6 protein-coding genes are annotated in these 5,383 nt (G+C 56.8%); all 6 read right to left on the reverse strand.

Annotation, left to right across the window (positions count from 1 at the left end):
• Positions 1–297: 297 nt before the first annotated feature.
• Complete coding sequence (flgE, locus tag DW49_RS0119200; protein ID WP_005616788.1) at positions 298–1,623, reverse strand: flagellar hook protein FlgE; 1,326 nt, start codon at positions 1,621–1,623, stop codon at positions 298–300.
• Positions 1,624–1,648: 25 nt separating this feature from the next.
• On the reverse strand, positions 1,649–2,338 hold the full coding sequence (gene flgD / locus DW49_RS0119205; RefSeq protein WP_005616786.1) for a flagellar hook assembly protein FlgD: 690 nt from the start codon (positions 2,336–2,338) through the stop codon (positions 1,649–1,651).
• 15 nt (positions 2,339–2,353) lie between these two features.
• On the reverse strand, positions 2,354–2,794 hold the full coding sequence (gene flgC / locus DW49_RS0119210; protein ID WP_002554316.1) for a flagellar basal body rod protein FlgC: 441 nt from the start codon (positions 2,792–2,794) through the stop codon (positions 2,354–2,356).
• A gap of 3 nt (positions 2,795–2,797) precedes the next feature.
• A complete protein-coding gene (flgB, locus tag DW49_RS0119215; RefSeq protein ID WP_003382117.1) occupies positions 2,798–3,205 on the reverse strand; it encodes a flagellar basal body rod protein FlgB in 408 nt (135 codons plus the stop codon).
• Positions 3,206–3,561: 356 nt separating this feature from the next.
• The gene (locus DW49_RS0119225) at positions 3,562–4,071 is read right to left on the reverse strand and encodes a Tli1a family immunity protein (RefSeq protein ID WP_370464055.1); all 510 of its coding nucleotides are present in this window, start codon (positions 4,069–4,071) and stop codon (positions 3,562–3,564) included.
• A 49-nt stretch (positions 4,072–4,120) separates the two neighbouring features.
• On the reverse strand, positions 4,121–5,302 hold the full coding sequence (locus DW49_RS1000000133725; RefSeq protein WP_024421363.1) for a T6SS phospholipase effector Tle1-like catalytic domain-containing protein: 1,182 nt from the start codon (positions 5,300–5,302) through the stop codon (positions 4,121–4,123).
• Between the last annotated feature and the right edge of the window lie 81 nt (positions 5,303–5,383).

Raw genomic sequence — 5,383 nt, forward strand, 5'->3', positions numbered from 1 at the left:
ATGATGACGGAAATGATGTCCAAGCATCATGAGAGTCCATCCCTAACTCAATAGCCGGGTGTTGCACTCAGCCTCTGAAACCGCCACCACTGATCGCTGTATTGAATGACATGAGCACTTCCTTGCCACACGTGGCAATTTATAAGGAAGTTTTATTCTCACACCATCGTGCGTAGGAAATTTCCAAGTCCAACGACTGAACTTTCCGTAAGTTTTAATCTTGCTCGATACTTCACCATGCTGAAAAATATAAAAAAAGCCCCTTCGAAAAGGGGCTTCATTTAATACGTCACACTATCAAGTCATCTGAATAGTGGTCTGCATGATGGTGCTTTGAGTGGAGATGGTCTTGGCGTTAGCCTGGTAGTTGCTTTGCGCCTTGATCAGGTTGACCAGTTCCATTGTCAGGTCGACGTTGGACTCTTCCAGCGCCTGACCGGTGATGCTGCCCAGAGTACCCGATTGCGGCGTGCCGCTGACCGGTACGCCCGAAGCGAAGGTTTCACGCCAGTTGGTGCCACCGGCCTGCGCCAGACCCTGAACGTTGGCGAAGTTGGTCAGCGAAGTCTGACCGATCACCTGGGATTTACCGTTGGTGTAGGTCGCAAACAGGTCACCGGTCGAATCGACGCTCATGGCACTGAGCTGGCCAGTGGCGTAACCGTCCTGGTCCTGAGTGATCAGGCCCGACACCGACGCGGTCTGGGTGATACCGGCCATGTTCAGCTTGATGGAAGAACCCGTCGCGCCGTTCGCCACCCAACTGGTGGTCGTGCCGGTACCGGTTTGTACGCCCGGCACCCAGTTGGCGACGGTAAAGGTGCCGTCAGTGTTGAACTTGATGTTCGCACTGTCGGTTGGCACAGTGCCCGGCGCTGCGACGACCAGATTACCCGAGGAGTCGAATGTCAGGTCGTTCTTGTCTGCCGTGGTGGTAGCCGGGTCGGCAATGCTGCGACCGTCCATCAGCGAGTACATGGACCAGGTGTTGGTGCCGGTCTTGACGAAATACTGATCCAGGGTGTGCGCGTTACCCTGAGTGTCGTAAGTCGGCGTGCTGTACTTCATGTTGTAAGAATTGGTGTCGGTCGCATCGAACGTGGTAAGCGTCGGCAAGGCGGTGGTCGAGTTCAGGTTGGCAACGTTGGTAATGGCGGTGGTTGCCTTGGGCTCAAGGTTGGACGAATCCACCTTCAAGTCACTCAGCGCACCCGTGACCACACTGCCGTTGGCATCAACGTTGTAACCCTGCAACTTCATGCCCGCACTGTTGACGACAAAGCCTTCCTTGTCAGTGTGGAATGCACCTGCACGGGTGTACAGCTTCTCGCCGTTATTGCTGAGCATGAAGAAACCGTTGCCGTTGATGGCAAGGTCAAGGCTGTTGGCAGTGCCGGTGGTCAGGTTGCCCTGAGAGAACTGCTGAGAAACCGCTGCGGTCGATACGCCACTGCCCACGTTGGTCTGACCGGACGTGCCGCGAATAGACTGGGCGTACTGGTCGGCAAACTCCGCGCGCGAAGATTTGAAGCCGGTCGTTGCAACGTTGGCAATGTTGTTGCCGGTAACGTCGAGACTTTTGTTTGCAGCATAGAGCCCACTAAGGCCGATATTGAAAGACATGTTTCACTCCTGCGCCTGGTAGGCTCTACAATCCGATGGTTTGAACTTTGGACAAGGCAACACTGCCGCTGGCCAGATTGAGCATTGTTTCTGCACCATTCACACCCAACGTGACGCTGTTGACCGTGGCAGGCAAGTAAGTCGAAAGCTGTGTGTTCTTGCCGTCAACCGAGCCTTCAGCCGTGAAGGTGTAGTTGCCCGACGCGACCGCTGTACCACTGCTGTCGGTACCGTCCCAGGCGAAGCTGGTGGTGCCGGCTTTCTGCGCACCCAGATCGACGGTGTCGACCAGGTTCGATTGCGCGTCGTACACCTTCACACTCGTCGCCGAAGTAGCGCTCGGCAGGACGATCGAACCGGTCATGCCCTTGGTGGTATCGACAGTGGTGGAGCTCGAATCGATGATGACCGAGCGGCCAACCAGCGACGATGCCTGCAGGGCCTGGGACGACTTGTAACTGGTGGCAATCGTGTCAACCGTCGACGTCAGGTTCTGCATGCTTTCAAGGCTGCTGAACTGCGCCAATTGGGCCACGAACTGCGTGTTGTCCTGTGGGTCCAGCGGGTTCTGATTCTTCATCTGGGTCACGAGCAACTGCAGGAACGCGTCTTTGCCCAGCGTGCCGGTCGAATTCGTCGCGGTCGGCGTCGGATTCTGCAACTTGTCCAGAAATGTCGATGAAACGGTGCTTGCTGAGGTGCTATCAACGGCCATAACGTTCGCCTTCTATCACTGACCGAGGGTCAGAACCTTCTGCATCATGGATTTAGCGGTGTTCATGATTTCAGCGTTGGTCTGGAAAGACCGGCTGGCAGAAATCATGTCGGCCATTTCTTCCACGACATTGACGTTGGGGTAATAGACATACCCGTCCTTGTCAGCGGAAGGGTGATTGGGCTCGTAGCGCGCTTCGAGGTTGGAACTGTCTTCGATAATGCCGTTGACCTGAACGCCCTGTCCCGCTTCGCCCTGATCCTGGAACAACGAACCACCTGTGGACTGCTGCCCCTGCATCACGGTGGCAAACACCGGGTGACGGGCGCGGTAGGTCTGGTCCATGCTCGACGACACGGTCTCGGCGTTGGCGATGTTACTGGCCGTAGTGTTCAGACGCGTGGTCTGGGCACTCATGGCGCTACCGGCAATGTTGAACACATTGGCTAGTGACATGAATTATTCTCCGCGAAGGGCCGCAACCAGCCCTTTGAACTTGCTGTTGAGCAATGTGAAGCTGGCCTGGAAGCCCATGGCGTTCTCGGTGTAACTGGCCTGCTCGACCTGGGAATCAACGGTGTTCTGGTCCAGCGAAGGCTGCGACGGCGTGCGGTACATCAGCGTGCCATCGTCATTCCCCATGCCCTCGGCTTCGATATGGCGGCTGTTGGTCTTGTTCAGCGCGAAATGACCGTTCTGGGCCTTGTCGTTTTCGGCAGCCAGCACCGAAGAGAACTCCAGATCGCGAGCCTTGAAGTTCGGGGTGTCGGCGTTGGAAATGTTGTTGGCCAACACCTCTGCGCGCTGAGCCCGGAAGTTCAGAGCCTTTTCATGTATGCCTAATGCTTTATCGAAGCTGATGCTCATGTCGGGAAACCTTTGCCGGCTGACCTGATTCTGTTGTTACTGACAAAGCAATCGGCGTGCCATGTTGCAAAAGCCAATGATTGCGAGGGTTACAGACAGTGCAGAGGCGGCAATGCCAGAAAAGCGGCAAGGCATTTCCGCTGTGGAGAGGCAAAGCGGCAAGGTGGGTGCCGTTTTTTTGCCAGTCTGGGCGGGTCGCCCGGCAGCGGCAGCATTTTGTCAGCGCCTTGAATCGAACACCTCATAAAAAGTGACACTCGTAATGCCCCTCCAGAACTTCGCCGCCATATTCTTGCAGCGTGTCGCCCTGACGGATCACCGGCTTCATCGCCACACCTCCTGATCAGGGCCCTGGATTACTTCGGACATGACTGAGGCTCCGGCAAGTGCAGCGGGGTCTTGATCGGGTATTCCGGGCTGCCGAAGGCGTAGCAGGAGGTAGTGACCTGAACGTCATCGCAGGGCAGGAAGTGCACGGTGAGGCCGCAGACTTTTTGGCCGGTGTAGTCGGGGACGTACACAACCTTGGAGTGTTTGCGTTTTTGCGCATCAAGCTTCTCAATCCAAGCCAAATACTTTTGCCTATCTTCGTAGCCTGGGAAATCGAAGGAATAAGCCACGCCGGTTTCCCAATCAACACGGATGGTCAAGTCTTTGCTCCAACGCGAAGGAGTGACGTAACAGCAACCTCCGCCCCCGCCCTGATACGGTCCAATGATGTCGATCCCCGAATGCCCATCGACACTAAAGCGGTTGATCGCCCAGTGCGTATGGTTAATCGCTTCAAGGGTGCTGGCCTGAGCGCTTTGCACGAGCACTGCTCCAACCAGGCCGCAGAGGACTGCAATCAGCACACGACACGAAATGGCGTCGGATATGGTTTTGACTCCTGAAACAGGACGCCAATAGACAGGATCAGGACAGCGCATCGCTCACCCCGCTGGCCTTGGGGTATTGGGCCTCCCAGAGCGCCTTGATTGCTTGCTGAGCCTCGGCCATACGTTGTGCATCCATGACCGCAGGTCGCGCCGCAACGGAAAGCCCCGAGTCTGGCAAAGGCGTGATCCCGGCGAGCATCGTCTCCCGCGTTTCAGGATTGAGCGCCAGCTCCCTTCTGCTGGCTTCGCCGAAGAACACCATGCGCTCACGGAAATAGCTGCCCATCGGCTCACGGCCTAATGAGTAGAGAAACCAGGCACGGGAGTCGTGAACCTGATCATCAAACAGCGCACGCAACAGCCCCGGTGGCTGCGTGGCGTTGCCGATTTCGTCTACGGCCCCTCGGGTCTTTTCGTCAGGATGGTTGTAACGGCCGGCGGGCGGCGCAAACAGCTGGCTGACCCTGGCCTGCCCGGCCGCTTTCATCTGCCGGCACTCGACGCGCGCATCGGCGGTGATGATGCGCAAGACGACCACGGGCGGCGCGTTTGCCGGTATGACTCGACTCAAGCTGGACGCCAGGTGATCGGGGTCGCGGTAGGCGGCAGCGAACTCCTCGGCAGCTTCGCGCAATTGGGTTTGCGCCATGTCTGCATCGAAGTCCTTGACCCCGGGCTCCAGAGGTTTTTTTGCCGTGCGGCCATTGCGTTCAATGGCCAACTGCTGGAGGCGGCGTTTTTTGACGGCTGCCTGATTGTTACTGCGCGCGGCCTTGGCTTGATCGCGAACCGTTTCGTCAGCTTCGGTATCGCTCGCCTGAAGATAGAACGTGGCCTGCTTCAAGCTGGCAAAGGCATAGCGGTCAATACGCCAGGCCGTGATCCAGCCCAACTGGGTGCGTGCGGCCTGTTCCAGTGTGGTGGCGGACGTGAGGGGTTGATAGTGTTCAATTTGTTCGATGGAAAGCGGCTGGGAGACAGGTGGCAGGCCGAGCGTCATGTGGCGCCAGGCGTTGAAGCGGTTGACCAAAGTTGAAGAAACATCAAACTCTCTTTGCAACTCGGCTTCCATCGCTCGCCAAAGTTCGTCCCGCAGACTGACGGGTAAGGAATGAGGAGGCACTTTTAATGGTGCACCATGTGCAAAGGCGTCGCCATACATCTCATGCAAGGCGATTTGAGATAGCAACAGCCCGTCCCCTAAGGATCCTCCGATCAACTCACCGCGCCGTGGCCGATAGCCGGACTTTTCCTAAAATAAGCCGCTATTTGTTGAAAAATCGATCGATTAATCGCGCAT

The sequence above is a fragment of the Pseudomonas avellanae BPIC 631 genome, from assembly GCF_000444135.1.
In the GTDB taxonomy this organism is placed as follows: domain Bacteria; phylum Pseudomonadota; class Gammaproteobacteria; order Pseudomonadales; family Pseudomonadaceae; genus Aquipseudomonas; species Aquipseudomonas avellanae.